20 protein-coding genes and 5 tRNA genes are annotated in these 23,055 nt (G+C 60.5%); 18 read left to right on the forward strand and 7 right to left on the reverse strand.

What is annotated here, in order from left to right; translation table 11 throughout:
* Nucleotides 1–91: 91 nt before the first annotated feature.
* Complete coding sequence (locus tag CTR2_RS01645) at nucleotides 92–757, forward strand: cold shock and DUF1294 domain-containing protein (protein ID WP_254913472.1); 666 nt, start codon at nucleotides 92–94, stop codon at nucleotides 755–757.
* A 44-nt stretch (nucleotides 758–801) separates the two neighbouring features.
* On the opposite strand, the gene CTR2_RS01650 is transcribed toward CTR2_RS01645, so the two are convergent.
* From CTR2_RS01650 to CTR2_RS01660, 3 genes are all read right to left on the reverse strand, one after another.
* Nucleotides 802–1,341 carry a TPM domain-containing protein gene (locus CTR2_RS01650; protein ID WP_087085355.1) on the reverse strand — a complete coding sequence of 180 codons (540 nt, stop codon included), beginning with the start codon at nucleotides 1,339–1,341 and terminating at the stop codon, nucleotides 802–804.
* A 1-nt stretch (nucleotide 1,342) separates the two neighbouring features.
* Nucleotides 1,343–2,215, reverse strand: coding sequence for a TPM domain-containing protein (locus CTR2_RS01655; RefSeq protein ID WP_087085354.1), 873 nt, complete (start codon nucleotides 2,213–2,215; stop codon nucleotides 1,343–1,345).
* Nucleotides 2,216–2,299: 84 nt separating this feature from the next.
* Complete coding sequence (locus tag CTR2_RS01660) at nucleotides 2,300–2,917, reverse strand: LemA family protein (protein WP_003059354.1); 618 nt, start codon at nucleotides 2,915–2,917, stop codon at nucleotides 2,300–2,302.
* A gap of 115 nt (nucleotides 2,918–3,032) precedes the next feature.
* Between CTR2_RS01660 and CTR2_RS01665 the strand changes: the two genes are divergently transcribed.
* The 3 genes from CTR2_RS01665 to CTR2_RS01675 are packed head-to-tail and all read left to right on the forward strand — an operon-like array spanning nucleotide 3,033 to nucleotide 5,343.
* Complete coding sequence (locus CTR2_RS01665) at nucleotides 3,033–3,788, forward strand: Rossmann-fold NAD(P)-binding domain-containing protein (protein WP_087085353.1); 756 nt, start codon at nucleotides 3,033–3,035, stop codon at nucleotides 3,786–3,788.
* The gene (locus CTR2_RS01670; RefSeq protein WP_087085352.1) at nucleotides 3,785–4,756 is read left to right on the forward strand and encodes a YheT family hydrolase; all 972 of its coding nucleotides are present in this window, start codon (nucleotides 3,785–3,787) and stop codon (nucleotides 4,754–4,756) included. Before CTR2_RS01665 ends, CTR2_RS01670 begins: the two co-directional genes overlap by 4 nt.
* A 29-nt stretch (nucleotides 4,757–4,785) precedes the next feature.
* Complete coding sequence (locus CTR2_RS01675) at nucleotides 4,786–5,343, forward strand: DUF2946 family protein (RefSeq protein WP_087085351.1); 558 nt, start codon at nucleotides 4,786–4,788, stop codon at nucleotides 5,341–5,343.
* 86 nt (nucleotides 5,344–5,429) lie between these two features.
* Here the strand turns inward: CTR2_RS01675 and CTR2_RS01680 are convergent, their stop codons facing one another.
* From CTR2_RS01680 to CTR2_RS01695, 4 genes are all read right to left on the reverse strand, one after another.
* Nucleotides 5,430–6,293 carry a c-type cytochrome gene (locus tag CTR2_RS01680; RefSeq protein ID WP_087085350.1) on the reverse strand — a complete coding sequence of 288 codons (864 nt, stop codon included), beginning with the start codon at nucleotides 6,291–6,293 and terminating at the stop codon, nucleotides 5,430–5,432.
* Nucleotides 6,294–6,492: 199 nt separating this feature from the next.
* Complete coding sequence (locus tag CTR2_RS01685) at nucleotides 6,493–7,926, reverse strand: efflux transporter outer membrane subunit (protein WP_087085349.1); 1,434 nt, start codon at nucleotides 7,924–7,926, stop codon at nucleotides 6,493–6,495.
* On the reverse strand, nucleotides 7,919–11,098 hold the full coding sequence (locus CTR2_RS01690) for an efflux RND transporter permease subunit (RefSeq protein WP_087085348.1): 3,180 nt from the start codon (nucleotides 11,096–11,098) through the stop codon (nucleotides 7,919–7,921). The genes CTR2_RS01685 and CTR2_RS01690 overlap by 8 nt, the downstream gene beginning before the upstream one ends.
* 12 nt (nucleotides 11,099–11,110) lie before the next feature.
* A complete protein-coding gene (locus CTR2_RS01695) occupies nucleotides 11,111–12,418 on the reverse strand; it encodes an efflux RND transporter periplasmic adaptor subunit (RefSeq protein ID WP_176391754.1) in 1,308 nt (435 codons plus the stop codon).
* Nucleotides 12,419–12,645: 227 nt separating this feature from the next.
* Here CTR2_RS01695 and CTR2_RS01700 point away from each other — a divergent pair, with 227 nt between their 5' ends.
* The 14 genes from CTR2_RS01700 (at nucleotide 12,646) to rpoB (ending at nucleotide 23,047) form a co-directional block, all read left to right on the forward strand.
* Nucleotides 12,646–13,266 carry a TetR family transcriptional regulator gene (locus CTR2_RS01700; protein ID WP_003065361.1) on the forward strand — a complete coding sequence of 207 codons (621 nt, stop codon included), beginning with the start codon at nucleotides 12,646–12,648 and terminating at the stop codon, nucleotides 13,264–13,266.
* A 74-nt stretch (nucleotides 13,267–13,340) separates the two neighbouring features.
* A tRNA-Arg gene (locus CTR2_RS01705) sits at nucleotides 13,341–13,416 on the forward strand.
* Nucleotides 13,417–13,496: 80 nt separating this feature from the next.
* Nucleotides 13,497–13,582: transfer RNA gene (locus CTR2_RS01710), tRNA-Tyr, on the forward strand.
* A 58-nt stretch (nucleotides 13,583–13,640) separates the two neighbouring features.
* Nucleotides 13,641–13,714, forward strand: a tRNA-Gly gene (locus CTR2_RS01715).
* Nucleotides 13,715–13,757: 43 nt separating this feature from the next.
* Nucleotides 13,758–13,832: transfer RNA gene (locus CTR2_RS01720), tRNA-Thr, on the forward strand.
* A gap of 75 nt (nucleotides 13,833–13,907) precedes the next feature.
* On the forward strand, nucleotides 13,908–15,098 hold the full coding sequence (gene tuf, locus CTR2_RS01725; RefSeq protein WP_012836789.1) for an elongation factor Tu: 1,191 nt from the start codon (nucleotides 13,908–13,910) through the stop codon (nucleotides 15,096–15,098).
* A 9-nt stretch (nucleotides 15,099–15,107) separates the two neighbouring features.
* Nucleotides 15,108–15,183 (forward strand) — tRNA-Trp (locus tag CTR2_RS01730).
* Nucleotides 15,184–15,270: 87 nt separating this feature from the next.
* Nucleotides 15,271–15,654: a preprotein translocase subunit SecE gene (secE, locus tag CTR2_RS01735; RefSeq protein WP_034349432.1), complete on the forward strand. Its 384-nt coding sequence runs from the start codon at nucleotides 15,271–15,273 to the stop codon at nucleotides 15,652–15,654.
* Nucleotides 15,654–16,241: a transcription termination/antitermination protein NusG gene (gene nusG, locus CTR2_RS01740; protein ID WP_003065695.1), complete on the forward strand. Its 588-nt coding sequence runs from the start codon at nucleotides 15,654–15,656 to the stop codon at nucleotides 16,239–16,241. Before secE ends, nusG begins: the two co-directional genes overlap by 1 nt.
* A gap of 125 nt (nucleotides 16,242–16,366) precedes the next feature.
* Nucleotides 16,367–16,798, forward strand: coding sequence for a 50S ribosomal protein L11 (rplK, locus tag CTR2_RS01745; protein WP_003078114.1), 432 nt, complete (start codon nucleotides 16,367–16,369; stop codon nucleotides 16,796–16,798).
* On the forward strand, nucleotides 16,799–17,494 hold the full coding sequence (gene rplA / locus CTR2_RS01750) for a 50S ribosomal protein L1 (protein ID WP_003065693.1): 696 nt from the start codon (nucleotides 16,799–16,801) through the stop codon (nucleotides 17,492–17,494).
* A 227-nt stretch (nucleotides 17,495–17,721) separates the two neighbouring features.
* Nucleotides 17,722–18,246 carry a 50S ribosomal protein L10 gene (rplJ, locus tag CTR2_RS01755; RefSeq protein WP_003065692.1) on the forward strand — a complete coding sequence of 175 codons (525 nt, stop codon included), beginning with the start codon at nucleotides 17,722–17,724 and terminating at the stop codon, nucleotides 18,244–18,246.
* A gap of 36 nt (nucleotides 18,247–18,282) precedes the next feature.
* Complete coding sequence (gene rplL, locus CTR2_RS01760; RefSeq protein ID WP_003059332.1) at nucleotides 18,283–18,660, forward strand: 50S ribosomal protein L7/L12; 378 nt, start codon at nucleotides 18,283–18,285, stop codon at nucleotides 18,658–18,660.
* Between the two features lie 274 nt (nucleotides 18,661–18,934).
* Nucleotides 18,935–23,047 carry a DNA-directed RNA polymerase subunit beta gene (gene rpoB, locus CTR2_RS01765; protein ID WP_003059330.1) on the forward strand — a complete coding sequence of 1,371 codons (4,113 nt, stop codon included), beginning with the start codon at nucleotides 18,935–18,937 and terminating at the stop codon, nucleotides 23,045–23,047.
* Nucleotides 23,048–23,055 lie beyond the last annotated feature (8 nt).

Genomic DNA, 23,055 nt, shown 5'->3' on the forward strand with positions numbered 1-23,055 from the left:
ACAGCCATGCGGGGGAAAAGGTTTTTTCTGGATGGGACCCGCCTGCTTTTTGCATCACCGGGTCTGTTCGCGGTGTCAAAAACAACAAAGGATGGAGATGCGCTACAGCGGTACCTTGACGCAATGGAATGACGAGCGTGGCTTTGGCTGGATAGAGGCCGATGGCGGAGGCGAGCGCCTGTTTGTCCATATCAGCGCTTTTGAGCCGCGCCCGCCCGCAGAGCAGCGTCCCCAGCCCGGCCAGCGTTTGGAGTTTGCCGTCGGCATGGAGCAGGGCAGAAAGCGCGCGCTTCAGGTTGCATGGCGCGCTGGCGGCTCGCTGACCCAGGCCCGGCGCAACAGCCCGTCTGCAGGGCGCTTGCAGTCCTCGCGTACGCTGCCTCAGGGCTGGCATGCCTCCAGCGGCTTCAGCTATGGGGTGTTGCTGGTTTGGCTGCTGCTGATGCTGGCTGCCGCCGTGATCTGGGGCGTACCGCGCATCCTCTGGCTGGTCTATGCGGGCCTGAGCATGCTGACCTTCATGGCCTATTGGCAGGACAAATGGGCCGCCCAGAAGGGGCAGTGGCGCACGCCGGAAAAAACGCTGCAGACCATGGCGCTGGCCGGAGGCTGGCCCGGAGCCCTGCTGGCCCAGCAGTGGCTGCGCCACAAAAGCAGCAAGACCAGCTTTCAGCTGCAGTTCTGGCTCATGGTCCTGATCAATGTGGCGGCCGTGCTCTGGCTGTGTTCGCCGTACGGGCGGCATGTGCTGGCCTGAGGCTTCTGCGGTCTGCAGCCGACGCAGGCGACTGCAGAACCGGATCAGCGGCTGCGGCCCGGCAGATGTCTTTGGACCACAGGCGTATCGGGCAGGTTTCGCTGCGTGTTGGCCGCGGATTTGCGCGGGAAATGCGCCTGCAGTTGCCGGTTGACGCGCTCCAATGCCGATACCAGGCCCACGCTGAAATGCCCGCCCTGGAAGGCGGACTGCATATCGCTGATCAACGTTTGCCATTGCTCGGCACTCATGGTGCGGTCCAGGGCGCGGTCGGCCACGATTTCTATGGCGTGGTCGGCCAGTAGCAGGTAGATGAGAGCACCGTTGTTGTGCTCCGTGTCCCAGACATGGAGCTTGGCGAACTGCGAGAGCGCGCGCTGGCGCGCCGTGGCATCGCGCCAGATATAGCTCCAGGGCAGGCCGGCCTCGACGCAGATGCGGACCTGGCCGGTGTGGCCCAGCTCGCTTTTGGCGATCAGCAGTTCCAGCTCCTTGAGCGTGGCAGGCGGCAAGGCCTTGCGCAGATGTCGTTCGGCCCAGCGGTGTCGCACCAGGCGTGCCAGGCGTTGGAAGATATTGCTCATGTCACCAGTCCCCCGAGGCGCCACCGCCACCAAAGCTGCCGCCGCCACCGGAGCTGAAACCGCCCCCCGAGCTGAAACCGCCTCCGCTGCCGCTGCTCCAGCCGCCGCCCCCGCCGGTGCTGATATACGGACCGCCTCCGCCGCGCGAGAGGTTGGAGAGCAGGGTGAAGATCAGGCCCACAAAGCCTGCCACGCCTGCGATCAACAGGCTGGTGGTGATCACATAAGCGGCCGCCCCGGCAATGCCACCAATGATCAGCGAGCCCAGCACGCGGCCAAAGATGGCGCGGGCGATGGCAATCCCGATCGGAAAGCCGAAAAACAGCAGCGGAAGCAGAAAGTCCAGATGCTCGGACCAGGATGGGCCGGTCTTGCGGGCCTGGGATTGCGGTGCGGGCAGCTTCTCGCCATGAATCAGCAGGCCCATCTGCTCGATGGCGGCCGACAGTCCGCCCGCATAGTCGTCGGCGCGAAAGCGGGGCTTCATGGCGCCATCGATGATGCGTGCGGCCTGGATGTCGGGAATGGCGCCTTCGAGCTTGCGCGCCACTTCGATGCGCATGCGCCTGTCGTTCTTGGCCACGACGATGAGAGAGCCGTCGCCAATGTCCTTGCGTCCCAGCTTCCAACTGCTGGCCACACGCCAGGCATAGGCGGCGATGTCTTCCGGGGCCGTGGTGGCGACCATGAGCACGGCGACCTGGGCGCCGGTCTCATCCTCCAGCTTCTTGAGCTGCTCGCCCAGTGACTGCAGATCGCCGGGGCTCAGCGTGCCGGTCTGATCGATGACGCGTGCTGTCAGCTCGGGCACGGGCTGCAGCTGAGCGCCTGCGCTGCCTTGCGCCCGGACCGGCAGCGCCAATAGCAGCATCATGCCTGCAAAAACAATAGCTGCAAGCGCTTTATAGATAAGGGCTTGAGACGATTTTTGCATAAATTTCTAGGGCGGTACTCGCAATTACTTGCTGCCGGCAGGCGCTGCGGGTGTGGAGAAGTCAACGGCCGGTGGCTGGGAAATCTGGGCCTCGTTCTGCACCGTGAAGGTCGGCTTGACCTGGTAGCTGAATACCTTGGCCGTGATATTGGTGGGGAAGCTGCGCGCCAGCACGTTGTAGGCCTGCACGGTGCCAATGTATTCGTTGCGCGCCACGGTGATGCGATTTTCCGTCCCCTCCAGCGTCACGCGCAGATCGCGGAACGCCTGGTTGGCCTTGAGTTCGGGATAGCGTTCCGCCACGACCATCAGGCGCGAGAGCGCGCTGGAAATCTCGCCCTGAGCCTGCTGGAACTTGTTGAAGGCTTCGGGGTTGTTGATCAGCTCGGGCGTGGCCTGAATCGAGGTGGCCTTGGCGCGTGCCTCGATCACCCTGGTCAGGGTCTCCTGCTCGAAGTTGGCTTCGCCCTTGACCGTGGCGACAATGTTCGGGATCAGGTCCGAGCGGCGCTGGTACTGGTTCAGCACCTCGCTCCAGGCGGCCTTGGATTTTTCATCCAGACGCTGAAAGTCGTTATAGCCGCAGCCCGTGAGGGAGAGCATGGAGGCCGCAGTTGCGATTGCCAGAAGCCAGCGTTTCATGGGTGTTTCCATTCACGAAATTGAGACGGAAACCATAGCATAAGGGCTTGGCCGGTTCGTGTGCGTGCAAGGCCTGTCACCCTGTCCGCTGTCCAGCAGCGCTAGCATTGCAATCATGTCCACTGTTTCTCCACTCGATGCCCTGCGTGGCGCACAGCGTCCCGGTCCGAAAACGGAGGCCTTGCCACGCCTGTTGCTGGCCGGGGCCACGGGGCCGCTAGGCAACGAGGTGCTCAGCCGCGTGGTTGGCGCGCAGAACTATGCGCTGGTCCAGGTGCTGGCGCGCGAGCCTTATGTGCAGGGCCTGCGTGGCATGGAGCTGCTCGCCCAGCAGTATGACGATGTGCGCCAATGGCCTGTGCAGCAGGCTGATGTGGGTCTCATCATGTTCGAGCCACCGCGCCCCTACTACCAGCGCGAGCGAGCCTTGTGGACGCCCCAGCCCGACCAGCTGCAGGCGCTGGCGCAGTGGATGCTGCGCTGTGGTGTGCAGACGCTTGCCGTGGTGCTGCCCCACGATATGGGCAGTCTGCCTCAGGCGCTGAAGCAAGGTCTGGCCAATCTCAACGAGCAAAGCGTGGCTGCGCTGGGCTTTGAGCGGCTGATTTTTGTGCGTTCGGCCAGGGAGGTACAAAAAGCCAGTGCCGGCCATTGGCTGGAGCGCACGGCAAAGACCATGTTGTCGGCGCTCAGCTATATGCTGCCGCAGGCGGAGCGCCCGGTGCGGGCCATGCATGTGGCCCGTCTGGTGGAAGCTGCCTTGCTCAAGGCGCCGCCGGGAATTCATGTGGCGCCGCCGGAGCTGGTCTGGCGCGCGGCGCAAAAAGATGGCCTGCAGTCCGAGCTGCGGAGCTGGCTGGGATCTTCATGAAATTCGAGCAGTTTCGTGCGCCCTGGTGGCAGCCGGGCGGTCATATACAGACCATCTGGGCGGCCCTCTACGCCAGGGAAGCGCAGACTCCGGCATGGCGGCGTGAGCGCTGGGATACACCCGATGGCGATTTCATCGATATCGACTTCTCAAGTCATCCGGCAAGTGCAAGCGCTCCCACACTGGTGCTGTTTCACGGCCTGGAGGGCTCTTCCTCCAGCCACTACGCCAAGGCCCTGGCCCAGGTCTGTGCGCAGCGTGGCTGGCATCTGGCTGTACCGCATTTCCGCGGTTGCAGCGGCGAGCCCAATCGCCTGCTGCGCGCCTACCACTCCGGCGACTCGGACGAGGTGGACTGGATTTTGCGCCGGCTGCGGCAAGGCGCAAATGGAGAGTTGCTGGCCATGGGGGTCTCGCTGGGCGGCAATGCCCTTGCACGCTGGGCCGGAGTGCAGCGGCAGGCTGCTGCAGAGCTCGTCAAGGGCGCAGCGGTGATCTGTGCACCGCTGGATCTGGTGGCCGGCGGCGTCAATCTGGGGCGCGGGCTGAACCGCTGGATTTACACCCCCATGTTCATGCGCACCCTGGTGCCCAAGGCGCTGGCCAAATGGCAGCAGTCGCCGGGGGTGTTCGACAGGCTGCGGCTGCAGCGCGCGCGCACCCTGCATGACTTCGACGATGTGTTTACCGGCCCGGTCCACGGTTTCAGGAATGCCGATGATTACTGGGTCCGTGCCTCGGCAAAGCCGCTGCTCAAGCAGGTGGCCGTGCCTTTGCTGTTGCTCAATGCGCGCAACGATCCCTTTGTGCCGGCGCACAGCCTGCCCACGCCCGACGAGGTGAGCGCCTCTGTCCAGCTTTGGCAGCCGCCGCATGGCGGGCATGTGGGTTTTGCCAGCGGTGCCTGGCCGGCCCATGTGCAGGCCATGCCGCTGGCGGTGACCGAATGGTTGGAGCAGCGGCTCTGAGCGGGCGCCGAATAATCAGGAGATGAGTGATGGATGAGATCGTGAAACAGGCCATGGCGAAATGGCCCAATGTGCCGGCCTGCAGTGGCTGGCTGGGTCTGGATGCGCGCGGCCAGTGGTGGCTAAGGGATGAGCAGGCCCAGGCCTGCGGCGCGTTTGCCAGTGGCAAACCCGGCTCCAAGGGCAATTTGCTGCAGCACGACAAGCTGGCCGAGTTCATTGGCCGCAACTATCTGGTCGAGCCAGATGGCCGCTGGTATTTTCAGAACGGCCCGCAGCGCGTGTATGTGGAACTGGAGAGTGCGCCGTGGATATGGCGCCTGCGATACGCGGAGCATGGCTTGCAGTTGCACAGTCATACGGGCCAGGAGCTGGCTGCCGAACAGGTGGCTCAGGTGCTGCTGGACGAGCAGGGGCGGCTGTTTTTGGCCCTGCCGCAAGGATTGGGCATGGTGCACAGTCTGGACATGCTGGATGCCGCCAATGCGCTGGAGAGCGGCGCGCTGCCCGAGGCGCGGGAGATGGAGAGCGCCTTGCTGCCGTTGCAGTTCGGTTTTGTAGTCAGCCCGCAGGACTATCAAGTTTGATAGCTGCTTGCGCTTGTGTGTAAAGGGCTTGAGGCTAAAAGTAACAAAACCGGCCAAAGGCCGGTCTTTGTGGGGCAAAGCAGGGCCTACTTGGCAGCATCCACCATGTACTGGATGGCGGCCTTGAAGTCTGCATCCGATGCGGTGGAGCCGCCCTTGGGAGGCATGGCACCCACGCCTTGGGTGGCCTTCTGCACCATATCGTCCATGCCCTTGGCAATGAAAGGTGCCCAGGCAGCCTTGTCGCCAAACTTGGGAGCACCGGCTACGCCGCTGGCGTGGCAGGCCATGCAGGTGGTGTTGTAGAGGTTCTTGCCCGCATCGGAGGCGGCTGCTGCTGCGGGAGCCGGGGCGGCTGCGGGTGCAGCCTCGGTGGCAGCAACAGCTGCTGCAGGTGCTGCGGCGACGGGGGTTGCAGGTGCTGCTGCGGGGGCATCTCCGGCTGCTGCGCCGGCTGCAGGCTGGGGCTCGGGGAAGTTGGCGCCGGCAGCATTGCTCATATAGACCACGCCACGGGCAATTTCCGTGTCATTGAATTCGCCGCCACCCTGGGCCGCCATCGCACCCTTGCCGGCCAGGGCAGAGTGCACCAGCGTTTCCAGACCCTGCTTGATCCGCGGGCCCCAGGCTGCCGCATCCTGGAATTTGGGTGCGCCGGCTACGCCGGTTTCATGACAGGCCGCGCATTGCGACTTGAAGACTTCCGCGCCACCGCGCAGGGGGCGGTTGGCATCACGAATTTCCACCGTTCCCACTTTTTGCAGACGCATGGCCTTGGCCATTTCGGCATTGGCCGTACCTGCGCCCGTGGTGTCGGACGAAGTCACGAACTTGACCAGACCGATGATGACGAAGATGGGAACCACAAACGAGAAGAAGACGGCAAGCAACAACTGCTTGGGTTTTTTGATAGGGCCTGTATGGGCTTCTTCGTGGTGTTGCTCGCTCATGAAGTCCTCTGAGATCGTGGGATGGGAATTAACAAACCATTATAGAAGTGAGGGTTAAGAACACCAGTGCACGACGATCCGGGTTGACGGCTGCTGCATAAAGGAGTTGAGTTGGATCAACTTTGTGCAGTCAATTTGTGGCGGGCATGAAAAAAGGCGTCCGAAGACGCCTTGTGTGAGGGTGCAAAACTTGGCCTGATTACTGGGCTGCAGTTGCTGCCGATGGGTTGTTGCTGGCGCTTGCCTCCGTCCAGCCGCCGCCCAGCACCTTGTAGAGATTGACCTGGTTTTGCAGCTGCGCCAGGCGCACCTGAACCACGGATTGCTCCAGTGCAAACAGCGAACGCTGCGCATCCAGCAGATCCAGGTAGCTGGCCACACCGTTGGTGTAGCGCAGGTCCGACAGCTTGTAGCGCACCTGCTCCGCTTCCAGCTGACGCGACTGGGCATCGAGCTGATCCTTGAGTGCTCGGCGATTCACCAAGGTGTCGGACACCTCGCGGAAGGCCGATTGGATGGAGCCTTCGTATTGCGCCACGGCAATCTTCTGGCTGGCTTGTGCAACCTGCAGATTGGCGCGATTGCGGCCTGCATTGAAGATGGGCAGGTACAGCGAAGGCGCAATCGTGAAAGCTGCGGAGTCCGACTTGAACAGATCGGAGACTTCCGAATTCACAAAGCCTGCCGAGGCAGTCAAGGAGATGTTCGGGAAGAACAGCGCGCGTGCCGCGCCAATGCTGGCATTGGCGGCAATCATGCTTTGCTCTGCCTGACGGATGTCGGGCCGGCGCAGCAGCAGGTCAGAAGGCAGGCCCGACGGCACATCGGCCAGGGCCGGCAGATCGCGCAGTTGCTTGCCTTGCATGCTGGTCTGCAGATCGGCAGGCAGAGCCTGGCCCACGAGCAGCGTCAGGGCGTTGATGTCGCGCTCGCGCTGACCGGCTTGCTGGGCCAGCGTGGCGCGTGCGCTTTCGGTCAGCGACTGGGCCTGGCGGTAGTCCAGCTCGGAAGCGACGCCGGAGTCCAGTCGCAGCTTGGTCAGCTTGATGGACTGTTCGCGTGTGCCCAGGGTACGACGGGAAATGGCCAACAACTCCTCGTCAGCCTGCAGGTTCAGCCAGGTGTTGGCGACTGTCGCGATCAGGCTGATCTGGGCCGCCTTTCGGCCTTCCTCGGTCGCCAGATACTGGGCCAGAGCCTGCTGCTTGAGGCTGCCGATGCGCCCCCAGAAGTCAATCTCCCAGCTGGGCATGGAAAGGCCCGCCATGTACGAGTTGGCATAGCGGCCCGTGGTGGCACTGGGCTGGCGGCTGGCGCTGCCTGCCACACCGAACTCAGGGAACTGAGCGGCGCGCTGGATCTGGTATTGGGCCTGCGCTTTTTCGATGTTGAGCACGGCCACACGCAGGTCGCGGTTGTTGTCCAGCGCGAGCTGGATCACCTGCTGCAGGCGAGGGTCCGTGTAGAACTGCTGCCAGGGGATGTCGGCGGCCGCGGTGGTGCCAGCCTGCTCGTCGGCGGCAGAGTAATGCTCCGCCACCGGAGCGGCGGGACGCTCCAGCGTGGGGATGAAGGAGCAGCCGCTGGCCAGCAGCGCGCCGGCCAGTGCTACGGGTAGCAAGGTTTTATTCATGTTGCGAGCCTCCCTGTGCTGCAGAAGTTGCCGCCGGGGAAGTGGCGTTGGAGTCTTGCTTGGACTTCTTGCCAAACAGATTGAACACGGCCACAAAGAACACGGGCACCAGGAACACGGAGATCGGCGTGCCGATCACCATGCCCCAGAACACGCCCGTGCCGATTTCCTTCTGGCTGGCAGCGCTGGCGCCGGAGGCGATGTACAGCGGCACCACGCCCAGAATAAAGGCCAGCGAAGTCATCAGAATGGGGCGGAAACGCAGGTGACCGGCTTCCAGCGCGGCCTCCAGTGCACTCTTGCCTTCCGCATGCAGGTCCTTGGCGAACTCCACGATCAGGATGGCGTTCTTGGCCGAGAGACCGATCACCGTGATCAGCGCCACCTGGAAGTAGATGTCGTTGGGCATGCCGCGCATCAGCATGCCGGCCACGGCGCCGAACACGCCCAGAGGCACGACCAGCAGCACGGACAGCGGAATGCTCCAGCTTTCATACAGCGCGGCCAGGCACAGGAACACGGCCAGGATGGAGAACGCATACAGCAGCATGGCCGAGGAGCCAGCCTTCTTCTCGTCCAGGGACTGGCCGGTCCACTCGTAGCCGAAGCCGTCGGGCAGTTCCAGGGCCAGCTTTTCCATTTCCTTCATGGCGTCACCGCTGGTAAAGCCGGGTTTGGCCTGACCGGTGATGCTCATGGAGGGGTAGCCGTTGTAGCGTGTCAGCTGCATGGGGCCGCTGATCCACTTGGCGCTGACCATGGTGGACAGTTCCACCAGCTGGCCTTGCGCGTTGGGGACCGTCAGGCGCATCACGTCCTCGGGCTGCATGCGGCGGGCGGCATCGGCCTGGATGGTGACGCGCTGCATGAAGCCGTTGTTGGGGAAGTCCGTGGAGTTGGACGAGCCCAGGGCCGTTGCCAGCGTCGTGGCCAGATCACCCATGCTCACGCGCTGGGCATAGACCGCATCGCGGTTGATGTCCACCTGCCATTGCGGTGCGTCGTCCACACCATCAAAGCGCACGCCGGTCAGCACAGGGCTCTGGTTGGCCTTGGCAACCAGCTGATTGCGGGCTTCCAGCAAGGCTGCATGCCCCTTGCTGCCGCGGTCTTGCAGACGGAAGGTGAAACCGTCGCTATTGCCCAGCTCCGAAATGGAGGGGGGGACCAGCGTGAAGATGAAACCATCGCGCAGCGCTAACATGGCGCCCTTGGCTCGGTCAGCGAAGGATTTGGCATCCGAGCCAGCACCGGCGCGCTCGGACCAGTCCTTGAGCGTGGTGAACGCCAGGCCCACGTTCTGGCCCTGACCCATGAAGCTGAAGCCCAGAATGCTCACGATGTGATCGGTCTCAGGCTGGCTCAGGGCGAACTTCTCCAGCTCAGCCATCGTCTTGCTGGTGCGTTCCAGGCTCGCGCCGGGAGGTAACTGAGCCAGCGAGATGACATAGCCCTGGTCTTCGGTGGGAAGAAAGGCCGTGGGCAGTCGCAGGAACATGAAGACCACACCGGCGATCACCAGCAGGTAGACGATGAAGGCCTGTACGGAGCGCTTGACCACACCGGACAGAGCGGCTGAATAGCGTCTTGTGCCAGCCTCAAACTTGCGGTTGAACCAGTTGTAGAACGGGCCGAGCAAGCCGGTCTTCTTGTCGTGCGCGTGGCCCTTGGGAATGGGCTTGAGCATGGTGGCGCAAAGCGCAGGCGTCAGCGTCAGCGCAAAGAAGCCCGAGAAGAAGATCGAGATGGCCATCACCAGCGAGAACTGGCGATAGATGTTGCCTGTCGCGCCGGAGAACATGGCCAAGGGCAGGAACACCGTCACCAGAATCACGGTGATGCCGACCACGGCGCCCTGGATCTGGCCCATGGCCTTGATGGTGGCTTCCTTGGGGGGAAGGCCTTCCTCGGCCATGATGCGCTCGACGTTTTCCACCACCACGATGGCGTCGTCCACCACGATACCGATCACCAGCACCATGGCGAACATGGCCAGAATGTTGATGGTCAGGCCGGCAACCAGCATCACGGCAAAGGTGCCGAGCAATGCGATGGGCACCACGATGGTAGGGATCAGGGTGTAGCGGATGTTCTGCAGGAAGATCAGCATCACGATGAACACCAGCACGATGGCTTCAAGCAGCGTATGCACCACCTTCTCGATGGAGATCTTCACGAACTTGGAGGTGTCGTAGGGCGATGACCATTTCACGCCGGCAGGCAGGAAGGGCTCCATCTCGGCCATCTTGGCCTTGACCAGTTTGGCCGTCGCCATGGCGTTGGCGGTCGAAGTCAGCTGCACGGCCATTGCCACGGCGGGCTTGCCGTCCAGGCGCGACTCGAAGGCATAGCTTTCAATGCCCAGTTCGATGCGGGCTACGTCCTTGAGGCGCACGGTGGAGCCGTCGGAGTTGGAGCGCAGCACCACTTCGCCGAATTCCTCGGGCGTGCTCAGCTGACCGGGCACCACAATCGTTGCCGTGGTCGTCGTTCCGGGTGTGCTGGGCAGATTGCCCAGTGCACCGCCGGAGATCTGCTGGTTCTGTGCGGCAATCGCTGCATTGACGGATGCAATCGACAGGCCATAACCCTGGAGCTTGGCCGGGTCCACCCAGACGCGCATGGCTCGACCCGAGGCAAACAGCTGTGCCTTGCCCACGCCGTCCAGACGCTGGATTTCAGGCACCACATTGCGGTTTACATAGTCGGCGATGTCGTCACGCGAGGTCTCCCCGGACTCGGCCTGGAAGGCCAGAATCATCAGGAAGTTGCTCATGGACTTGTCCACGCGCACGCCCAGGGCCTGAACGACCTGAGGCAGGCGGGGCAGCACGCGTGAGAGGCGGTTTTGCACGTCCACCTGCGCCAGATCGGGGTTGGTGCCCGGAGCAAAGGTGACGGTCAGAGTGCCTTGACCGCCCGCAGGGGCGGAGGCTTCCATATACATCAGACCTTGCGCGCCGTTGATTTCGCGCTCGATCAGTTGCAGAACGGAGTCCGTCATGGTCTGTGACGTGGCGCCCGGGTAGGTCGCTGTCACGTTGATGGTGGGAGGTGCGACCGATGGGAACTGTGCCACCGGTAGCTTGGTGATGGAGATCACGCCCGCAATGATCACGAAAATCGCGATCACCCAGGCAAAGATCGGTCTGTGGATGAAAAACTTGGACATGGATCGTGCCTGTTACTTGGCTGCCTTGCCTTCGCCAGCACCTTCGGCTGGTGTGGCAGCTTTCTCTTGCGCTGGTGCGGCGGGGGCCGCAGCAGAGGGCTGCGCGGGGGCGCCGGCAGCTGCATTGTTGATCTCGACGGGCTTGACCTTCTTGGCTCCCATGCCCACCTTGATCAGGCCGTCCACCATGACTTTTTCTCCAGCTTTCAGGCCGGAGGTGACAACCCAGTTGGTGCCACTGGACTGGCTGATCTGAACGGGGCGCGGTGCCACCGAGCCATCCTCGGCCACGATCATGACGAAGTTGCCCTTTTCATTGCGGGTCACGGCCTGTTGCGGAATCAGCGCGGCGTTCTCGACCTGTGCCTGCTCCAGGTGCACGCGCACATAGGTGCCGGGCAGCAGCAGTCCGTCGGGATTGGGCAGTTCCGCGCGCACGCTGACCTGGCCCGTCGTCGGGTCCACGGTCAGGTCGGTGAACAGCAGCTTGCCGGTGTGTGCGTACTCCTTGCCATCGTCCAAATAGACGTGGACGCGCGCAGCGTTGTCACCTACCTTTGCCAACTTGCCGGAGCCGAGCGCTTCACGCATGCGCATGATGTCGGAAGAGGACTGGGTCAGGTTCACATACAGCGGGTTGACTTGCTGAATGGTTGCCAGCTGCGTGGCTTCGCCCTGGCCGACCAGAGCGCCTTCCGTCACCAGAGCGCGGCCGATGCGTCCGGAGATGGGGGCCGTCACGCTGGCATAGCCCAGGTTGACGTTGGCATTGGTGACTGCCGCCTTGCCTGCGGCAACCTGTGCCAGGGCCGCTTTCTCGTTGGCGATGGCGGTGTCGTATTCCTGCTTGCTGATGGCATTGGCTTCCACCAGTGGCTTGTAGCGGCGTGCGGTGGCAGATGCCTGAGCGAGATTGGCTTCGGCCTGTGCCAGGGTCGCCTGAGCGCTCTGCAGGTTGGCTTTGTACGGGGTGTTGTCAATCTGGAACAGGGCTTGGCCTGCTTTGACATCCGAGCCTTCCTGGAACAGGCGCTTTTGCACGATGCCGGCTGCGCGCGCGCGAACCTGAGCAATGCGCGATGGCTCCAGGCGACCGGGCAGATCGGAGATCAAAGGCACGTTCTGCATGGAGACCGTCACTACACCAACTTCGGGTGGTTGTGCCTGAGCGGCTGCTTGTGCTTTTTGAGCTTCCGCGTTTTTGTCACTGCATGCGACTAGGCCCAGTGCAGCAGCCAAGCTCAGGCCTATGACCATGGAGCGGGTGCCGGATGCGGCTGAATGGGACTGATTGTCGGGAGCCTGGTTTGCTTCATACATCGGGTGCATGAACGTCCTTCCGGTTGACATTGTGAAAACGAGAAAAGAGCGCTGTCCGCAGTGGAGCGCTCATTCGGGTGGAAACCCTAGATGGTTTCCTGCATATCGGTGCTAAGGAAATTATACATACATGCATAAATGTATAATTGAAAACGCTGCGTAAAGCAGTTGAGAAATGGCTTTTCTCGCGGCGAACTATCGCCGGCGATTGATGAAGAGGGTGAGTGATGGCTCGAAGAACCAAGGCTGAAGCGGATGAGACGCGCACCAAGCTGCTGGATGCGGCTGAAGAGGTGTTTTTCGAGAAGGGCGTGTCTCGAACCTCTCTGGGCGATATCGCCCAGCGTGCAGGGGCGACACGCGGGGCGGTGTACTGGCACTTCAAGGACAAGATGGATGTCTTTGTTTCCATGCTTGGGCGCATATGCCTGCCTTTCGAAGAAATCTGTGACGACAGGTATGGTGACCTGTTGCCGCTAGAGCGCATTCGTCACTCCATCCTGTGTGTGTTCGAGAGCTTGGACGAGGATGAGCGCAGACGCAAGGTGTTTGAAACGGCGCTATTCAAAATGGAATACGTGGGCGAGCTGGCCGATGTGCGTTTGCAGCATATAGAAAGTTCAGGCTTCGCTCGGGAAAAATTTGCGCACGACCTGGCAGCTGCGGCACAGGGGCAGTCCGTGCAGTTGTCGGTATCCCCGGAAGAGGCGGCTCTCGGTTTGCACTCTCTTTTTGTAGGTCTTATACATGGTTGGGTATTGACGGAAGGAAGTTTCTCATTGGTCAAGGTCGGTTCGATGTCGGTGGATGTCTACTTGTCTGGTTTGGGATTTCAGGTGAATTTGTGATTTGGGTGTCCAAACCCGTGCAATAATTGCGGCTGTTGAATTGTTGTTGGCCGTGCGAGCGGCCTGACGGATTCGCGGCTGTAGCTCAGTGGATAGAGTATTGGCCTCCGAAGCCAAGGGTCGTGGGTTCGATCCCCGCCAGCCGCGCCAGCATCGATCTTCGGTAAGAAAAAAGAAATTTCAAAATTTCTTTTTAAGCTGAAAATAGATGCTACAATTCGAGTCTCTTCGGAGGGGTGGCCGAGTGGTTAAAGGCAGCAGACTGTAAATCTGCCCGCTAACGCGTACACAGGTTCGAATCCTGTCCCCTCCACCAGCAATGGTTGAGAAGAGCGATTGCTAGAAATAGCAGTCACGTGCAGTAGTAAATCTGTGCGGGAGTAGTTCAATGGTAGAACCCTAGCCTTCCAAGCTAATGACGCGGGTTCGATTCCCGTCTCCCGCTCCAGTTTGCGAGCAAAGATTTTAGAAGTTGTTTTTGCAGCTTCTTTGCCCATGTGGCTCAGTGGTAGAGCACTCCCTTGGTAAGGGAGAGGTCGCGGGTCCGATTCCCGCCATGGGCACCATTTTCTGGTGCGCTCGCTTGATAGGGTTGCGCCGAAATCCTCTTGCAGTGAATTAATTTTTTCGGAGTCGGAAAAATGGCAAAAGAAAAATTCGAGCGCACCAAGCCCCACGTGAACGTGGGCACCATCGGTCACGTTGACCACGGCAAGACCACCCTGACTGCTGCTATCGCTACCGTGCTGTCCAAGCACTTCGGCGGTGAAGCCAAGGATTACTCGCAGATCGACAACGCCCCCGAAGAAAAGGCTCGTGGTATCACGATCAACACTTCGCACGTTGAGTACGAAACTGCCAACCGCCACTACGCTCACGTGGACTGCCCCGGCCACGCTGACTATGTGAAGAACATGATCACTGGTGCCGCTCAGATGGACGGCGCTATCCTGGTTTGCTCCGCTGCTGACGGCCCCATGCCCCAGACTCGCGAGCACATCCTGCTGTCGCGTCAGGTGGGCGTGCCCTACATCATCGTGTTCCTGAACAAGGCCGACATGGTGGACGACGAAGAACTGCTGGAACTGGTCGAAATGGAAGTGCGCGAGCTGCTGTCCAAGTACGACTTCCCCGGTGACGACACCCCCATCATCCGCGGTTCCGCCAAGCTGGCCCTGGAAGGTGACCAGTCCGACAAGGGCGAGCCTGCCATCCTGAAGCTGGCCGAAGCTCTGGACACCTACATCCCCACTCCCGAGCGTGCTGTTGACGGCGCCTTCGTGATGCCCGTGGAAGACGTGTTCTCCATCTCCGGTCGTGGTACCGTGGTGACCGGCCGTATCGAGCGCGGTATTGTCAAGGTCGGCGAAGAAATCGAAATCGTCGGTATCAAGGACACCGTCAAGACCACCGTCACCGGCGTGGAAATGTTCCGCAAGCTGCTGGACCAAGGTCAAGCTGGCGACAACGTGGGTCTGCTGCTGCGCGGCACCAAGCGTGAAGACGTGGAACGCGGCCAAGTGCTGTGCAAGCCCGGCTCCATCAAGCCCCACACCAACTTCACTGCTGAAGTTTACGTGCTGTCGAAGGACGAAGGCGGTCGCCACACTCCCTTCTTCAACAACTACCGTCCCCAGTTCTACTTCCGTACAACTGACGTGACCGGCTCCATCGAACTGCCCGAAGGCAAGGAAATGGTGATGCCTGGCGATAACGTGTCGATCACTGTGAAGCTGATCTCCCCCATCGCCATGGAAGAAGGTCTGCGCTTCGCTATCCGCGAAGGTGGTCGTACTGTGGGCGCCGGTGTGGTTGCCACGATCATTGCATAATTGATTTGTAGGGGTATAGCTCAATTGGCAGAGCGTCGGTCTCCAAAACCGAAGGTTGTAGGTTCGATTCCTACTGCCCCTGCCACCTCTTAATGGTGGAATCAACAAGAGCCCGCCTTTGGCGGGCTTTTGTGTCTTGAAATTGCACATTTTTGTGCATTTGAAACAAAATATGGCCACTACTCAGGTTGAAACAGTCAGCTCTGCTGCTGACAAAGCAAAATTAGCCGCTGTTGCGGCTTTAGTTGTTGCTTCTATTGCTGGCTTTTATCTGTTGAGCAAGCAAGGTGCGCTGGTGCAGTGGGCGACTCTGATTGTCGGCCTGGTGCTGGCTGCTGGCGTGTTTCTGATCTCTGAGCCGGGCAAGCGCTTCATTGGCTTTGCTCGTGATGCTTGGCGTGAGGTGAAGAAGGTGGTCTGGCCCACCCGCAAGGAAACCATGCAGATGACACTGTATGTCTTTGCGTTTGTGGTGGTGATGGCCTTGTTCTTGTGGTTCACCGATAAGACGCTTGAATGGGTCTTGTACGACTTGATTTTGGGCTGGAGGAAGTAATGGCTGATGCAGTCGAAACAGATGTGAATGGTGGAGCAGCGGGACCCGCCAATCCCGATCTGCGCTGGTATATCGTCCATGCCTATTCGGGTATGGAGAAGGCTGTCGAGCGCAATATTGCGGAGCGTATTGCTCGCTCGGACATGCAGTCCAAGTTTGGCCGCATCCTGGTGCCTTCCGAAGAAGTGGTGGAAATGCGCAACGGCACTCGTCGCACCACAGAGCGTCGCCTGTTCCCCGGTTATGTGTTCGTCGAAATGGTGATGGATGACGATACCTGGCACCTGGTGAAGCACACCAGCAAGGTGACCGGCTTCGTCGGCGGTGCCAAGAACCGTCCTGCCCCTATTTCTGAAGAAGAAGTTCGCAAGATCGTCGACCAGATGCAGGAGGGCACCGAAAAGCCCCGCCACAAGGTCGAGTTCATGGTCGGCGAAATGGTTCGTGTCAAGGAAGGTCCGTTTGCGGACTTCAATGGCTCCGTCGAGGAAGTCAACTACGAAAAGAACCGTCTGCGTGTCTCGGTCACCATCTTTGGCCGCGCAACTCCTGTGGAATTGGAATTCTCTCAAGTTGAGAAAACTTGAGATTCGCAATAGAATCTAGGGCTTCGCATTTTTTGACTCGATGCGAAGCTTTTTTATAGAGTCAGCAACCTCGGGGAGCTGTTTGCAGACATCGCAAATGGCGCTATACCCGTAAGGAGCTCAACATGGCGAAAAAAATCGTCGGCTTCATCAAGCTGCAAGTGCCAGCTGGTAAGGCCAATCCTTCTCCTCCCATTGGTCCTGCGCTGGGTCAGCGCGGCCTCAACATCATGGAATTCTGCAAGGCGTTCAACGCCCAGACCCAAGGTGTCGAGCCCGGCCTGCCTCTGCCCGTGGTGATCACGGCTTTTGCTGACAAGAGCTTCACGTTCGTCATCAAGACTCCTCCCGCAACCGTTCTGATCAAGAAGGCTGTGAAGCTGGACAAGGGTTCTGCCAATCCTCTGAAGAACAAGGTCGGCAAGATCACGCGTGCTCAGCTGGAAGAAATCGCCAAGACCAAGCTGAAGGACATGAACGCCGCTGACGTTGACGCTGCTGTGCGTACGCTGGCTGGTTCTGCCCGTTCGATGGGCGTGATCGTGGAGGGTGTGTAAATGGCCAAGTTGACCAAGAAGCAAAAAGCTCTCCAGGGCAAGGTTGATTCCAACAAGCTGTACTCTTTCGCTGACGCCGTGGCGCTGGTGAAGGAAGCTGCAACTGCCAAGTTCGATGAATCCATCGACGTGGCCGTGCAACTGGGCGTGGATGCCAAGAAGTCGGATCAAGTGGTGCGTGGCGCCGTGGTTCTGCCTCACGGCACCGGCAAGACTGCTCGCGTGGCTGTGTTCGCACAAGGCGCCAAGGCTGAAGAAGCCAAGGCTGCCGGCGCTGACGTGGTCGGCATGGACGACCTGGCTGCTCAAGTCAAGGCCGGCGACATGCCCTTCGACGTGGTGATCGCTGCTCCCGACGCTATGCGCGTTGTGGGTCAGCTGGGTCAGATCCTGGGCCCCCGCGGCCTGATGCCCAACCCCAAGGTTGGCACCGTGACTCCTGACGTCGCTACGGCCGTGAAGAACGCCAAGGCTGGTCAGGTGCAGTTCCGCGTGGACAAGGCTGGTATCGTGCACGGCACGATCGGTCGCCGTTCGTTCGATGCCGACAAGCTGCAGGGCAACCTGGCTGCTCTGATCGATGCACTGAACAAGGCCAAGCCTGCTTCCAGCAAGGGTCTGTACCTGCGCAAGGTGGCTGTTTCGTCGACCATGGGTGTGGGCGTTCGCGTCGATACACAATCCATCTCGGCGTAATTGCTAGAAATCGTCAGATGAGCTTTGCTCATCTGGTGTGGTGGGCTGCGGGAGTTGTTGCTCCTGCAGGTCATCCAAGACCGTTGGTGTGATTTGATCACTTAATCACGAAGGCCAACGCAGATGGCGATCCCGCTGCAGATGGAATTTTTTCCTAAACAGTTGGTCGCTGCAACAAGAGCGTGTATGCAGGGCTTGCCTTGCATATGCATTTGAAGGAGTAGACCTTGAGTCTTAATCGCAGTGAGAAAGAAGCGGTCATCAACGAAGTGACCAGCCTCGCCGCTAAAGCTCAAACGCTTGTGATCGCGGAATACCGTGGCATCACGGTCGCCGACATGACCAAACTGCGTGCCGATGCTCGCAGCAAGGGTGTGAGCCTGAGCGTGTTGAAGAACACCCTGGCCCGCCGTGCTGTTGCCGGTAGCGCGTTTGACGTGGTGGCTGACCAGATGACTGGTCCCCTGATCTATGGCTTCTCTGAAGACGCAGTGGCTGCCGCCAAGGTGGTGGCCGACTTCGCGAAGACCAACGACAAGTTGGTGATTCGCGGTGGTGCGTTCGGAGGCAAGGCCCTGGACATCGACGGCGTTAAGCAACTGGCAAACATCCCCTCCAAGGAAGTACTGCTCGCACAACTGTGCGGCTTGCTCATGTCGCCTATCTCGCGTACAGCCGTTGTGCTGGGCGCTCTGGCGGCCAAGAAGGGCGAAGGCTCTGCCGAAGCGGCAACAGAAACAGCCGCAGCCTGAGTGCTCGGCAAAACCAACCAATTTTAGGAAATCAAAATGGCATTCGATAAAGACGCATTCCTGACCGCCCTGGACAGCATGACTGTTCTGGAACTGAACGACCTGGTCAAGGCTATTGAAGAGAAGTTTGGCGTGTCCGCCGCTGCTATGGCTGCTCCCGCTGCTGGCGGCGCTGCTGGTGGCGCTGCTGCTGCTGAAGAAAAGACCGAATTCAACGTGGTGCTGACCGAAGCTGGCGCCAACAAGGTGTCCGTGATTAAGGCTGTGCGCGAAATCACCGGCCTGGGTCTGAAGGAAGCCAAGGATCTGGTCGACGGCGCTCCCAAGACCGTGAAGGAAGCCGCTCCCAAGGCTGACGCTGAAGCCGCTGTGAAGAAGCTGGTTGAAGCCGGTGCTAAGGCTGAACTGAAGTAATTCAGTGAAATCAAGGGCTGGAGACTCGTAAAAGGGTCTCCAGCCTTTGGCGCTTGTGGAGTGCGCTTAAAGAACACACCAGAAAGCAGGTTTCCTAGGGAGTCTGCTTTTTAGTGTCTTCTGACAATCCGACAGCAGAAGATGCCTTGGTTCGGGCGATGTGCAACGCATCGCCGTCAGCCATGGTTGGTAGTGGCCAACCGCCAAGCCCGCAGGAGAACCCTGTGGGGCAGTCGTCGCAGACCCAGGACTCATGTCTTTGCCCGGAGATCTCATGGCCTATTCTTATACCGAACGCAAGCGAATCCGCAAAAGCTTCGGGAGCCGCGATAGCGTGCTCGAAGTGCCTTATCTGCTGCAGATGCAAAAAGATGCCTATACAGCATTCCTGCAGGCAGATGTAGCCCCCAAAAAACGTACCATTGATGGCCTGCAAGCGGCCTTCAATTCCGCCTTCCCCATCGTCTCCCACAATGGTTTTGTGGAGATGAAGTTTGTCGAGTACAACCTCGCCAAGCCCGCTTTCGACGTGCGTGAATGCCAGACCCGTGGTCTGACCTTTGCCTCCGCTGTCCGCGCCAAGGTCCAGCTGATCATCTATGACCGCGAGTCCTCCACGGCTCAGTCCAAGGTGGTCAAGGAAGTGAAGGAACAAGAGGTCTACATGGGCGAAGTGCCCCTGATGACCGACAAGGGTTCGTTCATCATCAACGGTACCGAGCGCGTGATCGTGTCTCAGCTGCACCGTTCGCCTGGCGTGTTCTTCGAGCACGACAAGGGCAAGACCCATAGCTCGGGCAAGCTGCTGTTCTCGGCTCGCATCATTCCTTACCGCGGCTCCTGGCTGGACTTCGAGTTCGACCCCAAGGACCTGCTGTACTTCCGCGTCGACCGTCGCCGCAAGATGCCCGTGTCGATCCTGCTGAAGGCCATCGGCATGACGCCCGAGACCATCCTGGCAACGTTCTTCGTGAACGACAACTTCCGCCTGATGGACAGCGGTGCCCAGATGGAATTCGTGGCCGATCGCCTGAAGGGCGAAGTCGCGCGTTTCGACATCACCGACAAGTCCGGCAAGGTCGTGGTCGCCAAGGACAAGCGCATCACCGCTCGCCACACCCGCGAGCTGGAGCAGTCCGGCACCAAGTTCGTCAGCGTGCCTGAAGACTTCCTGCTGGGTCGTGTGCTGGCCAAGAACATCGTTGATCCCGATACCGGCGAAATCATCGCCAAGGCCAACGAAGAACTGACCGAAGCCCTGCTCAAGAAGCTGCGCAGCGCCGGTGTGCAGGATGTTCAGTGCATCTACACCAACGAACTGGACCAAGGCGCCTACATCTCGCAGACCCTGCGCACCGATGAAACCGTGGACGAGTTCGCTGCCCGCGTTGCCATCTACCGCATGATGCGTCCTGGCGAGCCTCCTACCGAGGACGCCGTGCAGGCCCTGTTCCAGCGCCTGTTCTACAACGCCGACACCTATGATCTGTCGCGCGTGGGCCGTATGAAGTTCAACGCCAAGATCGGCCGCGAAGGCGCGACCGGTCCCATGGTGCTGTCCAACGAAGACATCCTGGCCGTGGTCAAGATTCTGGTGGACCTGCGCAATGGCCGTGGCGAAGTCGACGATATCGACCACCTGGGCAACCGCCGCGTGCGTTGCGTGGGCGAACTGGCCGAGAACCAGTACCGCACCGGTCTGGCGCGTATCGAAAAGGCTGTGAAGGAACGTCTGGGTCAGGCCGAGCAAGAGCCTCTGATGCCCCACGACCTGATCAACTCCAAGCCCATCTCTGCGGCTCTGAAGGAGTTCTTCGGTGCCTCGCAGCTGTCGCAGTTCATGGACCAGACCAACCCTCTGGCAGAAATCACGCACAAGCGTCGTGTTTCCGCCCTGGGCCCAGGCGGTCTGACCCGCGAACGTGCCGGCTTTGAAGTGCGTGACGTGCACGTGACCCACTACGGTCGCGTCTGCCCTATCGAAACGCCTGAAGGTCCCAACATCGGTCTGATCAACTCGCTGGCTTTGTACGCCCGCCTGAACGAGTACGGTTTCATCGAAACCCCGTACCGTCGCGTGGTGGACGGCAAGGTGACGATGGACATCGACTACCTGTCGGCCATCGAAGAAGGCAAGTACGTGATTGCCCAGGCCAACGCCGATCTGGATGCCGCAGGCAATCTGGTGGGCGAGCTGGTGTCGGCCCGTGAAGCCGGTGAATCGACCCTGGTGTCGGCCGAGCGCGTGCAATACATGGACGTGTCGCCTGCGCAGATCGTGTCCGTGGCCGCTTCGCTGATTCCCTTCCTGGAACACGACGACGCGAACCGTGCCTTGATGGGCGCCAACATGTCGCGTCAGGCCGTGCCCGTGCTGCGTCCTGAAAAGCCCATGGTCGGTACCGGCATCGAGCGCGTTGCCGCCGTGGACTCCGGCACCGTGGTCACCGCCAAGCGCGGCGGTATCGTGGACTATGTCGACGCCACCCGCATCGTGATCCGTGTGAACGACGACGAAGCCGTGGCCGGTGAAGTCGGCGTGGACATCTACAACCTGATCAAGTATCAGCGTTCCAACCAGAACACCAACATCCACCAGCGCCCCATCGTCAGCCGTGGCGACAAGCTGGCCAAGGGTGATGTGCTGGCGGACGGCGCTTCGACCGACCTCGGCGAAATCGCCATCGGCCAGAACATGCTGATCGCGTTCATGCCCTGGAACGGCTACAACTACGAAGACTCGGTGATGATCAACGAGCGCATCGTGGCTGACGATCGCTACACCTCGATCCACATCGAAGAGCTGGTGGTGATGGCTCGCGACACCAAGCTGGGTGCCGAAGAAATCACACGCGACATCCCGAACCTGTCCGAGCAGCAACTGAACCGTCTGGACGAGTCCGGCATCATCTACGTGGGCGCCGAAGTGCAACCCGGCGATGTGCTGGTGGGCAAGGTCACCCCCAAGGGCGAGACCACGCTGACGCCTGAAGAGAAGCTGCTGCGCGCCATCTTCGGCGAGAAGGCTTCCGACGTGAAGGACACTTCTCTGCGTGTGGATCAGGGCTCGCAAGGCACCGTGATCGACGTGCAGGTGTTCACGCGTGAAGGCATCCAGCGCGACAAGCGCGCCCAGCAGATCATCGACGATGAACTCAAGCGCTTCCGTCTGGACCTGAACGACCAGCTGCGCATTGTGGAAGCCGACGCTTTCGACCGTATCGAGAAGCTGCTGACCGGCCGCGTGGCCAACGGTGGTCCTCAGAAGCTGTCCAAGGGCGCCAAGATCGACAAGGCCTATCTGGACGGCGTGGAGAAGTTCCACTGGTTCGACATTCGTCCTGCCGAAGACGATGTGGCCGCTCAGCTGGAGTCCATCAAGAACTCCATCGAGCAGCAGCGTCACACCTTCGACCTGGCGTTCGAAGAAAAGCGCAAGAAGCTCACCCAGGGCGACGAGCTGCCTGCCGGCGTGCTGAAGATGGTCAAGGTCTACCTGGCCGTCAAGCGTCGTCTGCAGCCCGGTGACAAGATGGCCGGCCGTCACGGTAACAAGGGCGTGGTCTCCAAGATCACTCCTGTGGAAGACATGCCTTTCCTGGCTGATGGCTCCACCGCCGACATCGTGCTGAACCCGCTGGGCGTGCCTTCGCGTATGAACATCGGTCAGGTGCTGGAAGTGCACTTGGGCTGGGCCGGCAAGGGCCTGGGCCAGCGCATCGGCGACATGCTGCAAAAGGAAGCCCGTGCTGCTGAAGTGCGCGCCTTCCTGGAAGAGATCTACAACCGCAGCGGCCGCAAGGAAGAGCTGTCTCAGCTGGACGACGGCGAAGTCATGTCTATGGCCAAGGAGCTGACCACGGGCGTGCCATTCGCAACGCCGGTGTTCGACGGTGCTTCCGAAGCCGAAATCAAGGACATGCTGAAGCTGGCCTACCCTGACGACATCGCTGCCGCCAAGGGTCTGACCGAGACACGCACTCAGGCATACCTGTATGACGGCCGCACCGGCGAGCGCTTCGAGCGTCCGACCACCGTGGGCTATATGCACTACCTGAAGCTGCACCACTTGGTCGACGACAAGATGCATGCCCGCTCCACCGGTCCTTACTCGCTGGTGACGCAACAGCCTCTGGGCGGTAAGGCCCAGTTCGGTGGTCAGCGTTTCGGTGAAATGGAAGTGTGGGCGCTGGAAGCTTACGGCGCCGCCTATGTGCTGCAGGAAATGCTGACTGTGAAGTCCGACGACGTGGTCGGTCGTACCAAGGTGTACGAGTCCATCGTCAAGGGCGAGCACTCGATCGAAGCGGGCATGCCCGAATCGTTCAACGTGCTGGTCAAGGAAATCCGCTCTCTGGGCTTGGACATCGAGCTCGAACGTTCTTAAGCCCTATT

It is taken from the genome of Comamonas thiooxydans, from assembly GCF_002157685.2.
Lineage (GTDB): Bacteria > Pseudomonadota > Gammaproteobacteria > Burkholderiales > Burkholderiaceae_C > Comamonas > Comamonas testosteroni_H.